The following is a 2,966-nucleotide window of genomic DNA, read 5'->3' on the forward strand; positions in this document are numbered from 1 at the left end:
GGCGGGGGTGGCGTCCCCGGCCGGGCCGTCGGGCAGGCCGGGTGGCATGGCAAAGGCCGTGTCGGGCAGCAGGCCGCGTGCGGCGGGGCCGGCGGGCTCAGCGGGCTCGGCGGGCGTGCCGGTGCCGTCCGGCGGGCCGGCCCGTAGGCCGCCGCGGGAGAGCTGGCGCAGGACCCCGAGCGGGAGATCACGCTCCACGCACCAGCACGGTCGCGCCCGCCCGCGCGGCCCGCGCCATGAAGGTGTGCAGCAGCGCCGTCTTCCCGCTACCCGCTCCCCCGGCGATGACGACCGTCGCGCCCCGGGAGGCGGCACACTCCGCGAACAGCGCATCCAGGCATCGCAGGGCGTCGTCGCGTTCCACCAGGGCGGGAACGAACTCGGTGGAGTGCGCGTCCGGCCATCGCGGCATGATGGCGGACAGAGCTGCGGTACCCATGGTGCTGCGTTTCCTCCGGCTGCGCCGACTTGGCACGCGAGCGACTGCGCTCGTCGCTGACCACTGATCACCGTTGCTGATGTCGTCCGATGGTCCTCAAACTTGGTCCTCAAACTTTCCAACTATTATCACCAAGATAGTGGTTTTGCTCCCCTACCTCGAGATACACCTGTCGGGACATCTCTGCGGAGAGCACGGGCGCCAGGGCCGACAACGCCCTCGACAGCGCCGGTCCGGACATCGACAGGCCGGACATCGCCGCGCCGGGTACCGCCGGACGGCCGTCATCGTGACACCACGCTCAGGCTGCCCGCGGCCGGTGCCGCGCCCGGGGCGGGTCCGGCGTCCGCTGGGCCGGGCGGCGCGGCGCGCCCGCCGACCGGTCGTGGCACGGCGGCCAGCAGCTGCCTGGTGTAGGCGTGCGCGGGCCGGGCGAACACCGTGGTGACGTCACCGGTCTCCACCACCTGGCCGTCCTTCATCACGATGATGCGGTCGCTGGCGTGGTGGATGACCCCCAGGTCGTGGGAGATGAACAGCAGCGCGACCCCCAGGTCGTGCTGCAGCCCGGCGAGCAGGTCGAGGATCTGCGCCTGGATCGACACGTCGAGGGCGGACACCGGCTCGTCGCAGACGATCAGGTCGGGCCCGGGGGCCAGCGCGCGAGCGATCGCCACCCGCTGCCGCTGCCCGCCCGAGAGCTCCAGCGGGCGGCGGCGCAGCACGTCCGCGGGCAGCCCGACCTGGTCGAGCAGTTCCACGACCCGGGCCCGGCGGGCCGCGCCCCTCGGGGCGCTGGCTCTGGCCGGATCGGCGTCCCCTGGGACGCCACCAATGGCTACCGCCTCGCCGATGATGCGCTCGACGCGGTAGCGGGGATCGAACGAGCCCAGCGGATCCTGATAGATCGCCTGAATGCGGCGGCGGCGGGCTCGGCGGGCACGCTCTCGCAGCCCGCTCCACGGCTGCCCGGCGAAGTGGACCGTCCCGGTGTCCGGCTCAAGCTGGCCGAGGACGATACGGGCCACGGTCGTCTTCCCCGAGCCGGACTCGCCGACGACACCCAGCGTCTCGCCGGCATGCAGCCGCAACGACACGTCCCGTACAGCGTCCCGCCAGGTGCCGTCCGGGGAGCGGAAACGCCTGGAGACACCCTCGACCTCCAGCAGCGCCTCGCCGGTGGCTGCCGCGCCCACCCGCGGCCTGGGCGGGATGCCCACCCCGGTCGCGTCACCCGGGGCCGCCGGCCGGGGTGACGCGACCGCGGCACCAAGAGCGGCAGTGGGGACGACGCCGGCGGCACCGGCCGTACCGGAAGTGGCAGCGGCGCCCTCCGTACCAGAAGTGTTCGCCCAGTCCTCCGCCGTTGCCGTGGTGTCCGTTGCCGGCCCCGGGGACGGTGCGCCGAACGACGGCGCCCCGGCGGACAGGGCCCTGGCGGGCGGCACCTCGGCAGCCAGCACCTCGGCAGCCAGCACCTCGGCAGCCAGCACCTCGACGGACAGCACCTCGACGGACAGCACCTCGACGGACAGCGCCTCGAACGGGTGCCAGCACAGCACGTCGTGCCGGTGGTGCGCGCCCGCGGGCACGGCACGGGCCGGCAGGCGTTCGCGGCAGCGGTCGTCCGCCCGCGGGCAGCGGTCCGCGTACGGGCATCCCGCCGGCCCCGGCAGCGGGCCGCGGGAGGCGGCGGGAGCGAGCCGGGTGCCCTTGGTGTGGGTGACGGGCACGGCGTCGAGCAGCGCCCGGGTGTAGGGGTGGCGGGGGTCACCGAGGATCTGTTCGGCCGGGCCGTGTTCGACGATGTGGCCGGCGTACATCACCGCGATGTCGTCGGCGAGCCCGCCGACGACGGCGAGGTCGTGACTGATCAGCAGCAGTGCGGCGCCGTCGATCTTGTGTTGCCGCAGCAGGTCGAGCACCTGCGCCTGCACCGTCACGTCCAGTGCCGTGGTCGGCTCGTCGGCCAGCACCAGGGCGGGGCCGGCGGCTATCGCCGAGGCGATGAGCGCCCGCTGGCGCAGCCCGCCGGAGAGCTCGTGGGGGTACTGCCGGGCGCGCCGGGCCGGCTCGGGCACGCCGACGTCGTCGAGCAGCTTCAGCATCCGGGCGTCGATCTCGGCACGGGGGACGACCCGGTGGGTGCGCAGCACCTCCGCGATCTCGGCGCCGACCGTGCGCAGCGGGTCCAGCGACACCAGCGCGTCCTGGAGCACCAGGCCGATCCGCCGGCCGCGCACGGCCCGCCACCGCGCCTCGGTGAACGCGGCCAGGTCCTCCCCGGCGAAGCGCAGCCGGCGCGCGCCGAGGACGGCGTTCTCACCGGTGAGGCCGACGAGGGTGCGCGCGGTGACGCTCTTGCCCGAGCCGGACTCCCCCACCAGCGCCAGGCAGCGGCCCGCGTCCAGGGTGAACGAGACGTCGCGGACGGCGTGCACCGCCGCGCCGCCGGTGGTGAAGGTGACGTCGAGCCCGTCCACGACCAGCAGGGACTCCGCCAGCGCCGAATCCACCCTGCCCACCC

The 2,966-nt window shown here is 74.6% G+C and carries 2 protein-coding genes and 1 pseudogene; all 3 read right to left on the reverse strand.

Annotated elements, in window-relative coordinates; genetic code table 11:
- Window positions 1-198 (reverse strand): annotated as a pseudogene (locus tag CM1CMNOD_RS21765) (hypothetical protein); the annotation flags it as partial.
- The gene (locus tag CM1CMNOD_RS12000; protein ID WP_013873896.1) at window positions 188-439 is read right to left on the reverse strand and encodes an ATP-binding protein; all 252 of its coding nucleotides are present in this window, start codon (window positions 437-439) and stop codon (window positions 188-190) included. The gene CM1CMNOD_RS12000 and the pseudogene CM1CMNOD_RS21765, both read right to left, overlap by 11 nt.
- A gap of 284 nt (window positions 440-723) precedes the next feature.
- Complete coding sequence (locus CM1CMNOD_RS23125; protein WP_242625453.1) at window positions 724-2,964, reverse strand: dipeptide ABC transporter ATP-binding protein; 2,241 nt, start codon at window positions 2,962-2,964, stop codon at window positions 724-726.
- Window positions 2,965-2,966 lie beyond the last annotated feature (2 nt).

Source organism: Protofrankia symbiont of Coriaria myrtifolia (genome assembly GCF_900634755.1).
Classification (GTDB): Bacteria; Actinomycetota; Actinomycetes; order Frankiales; family Frankiaceae; genus Protofrankia; species Protofrankia coriariae.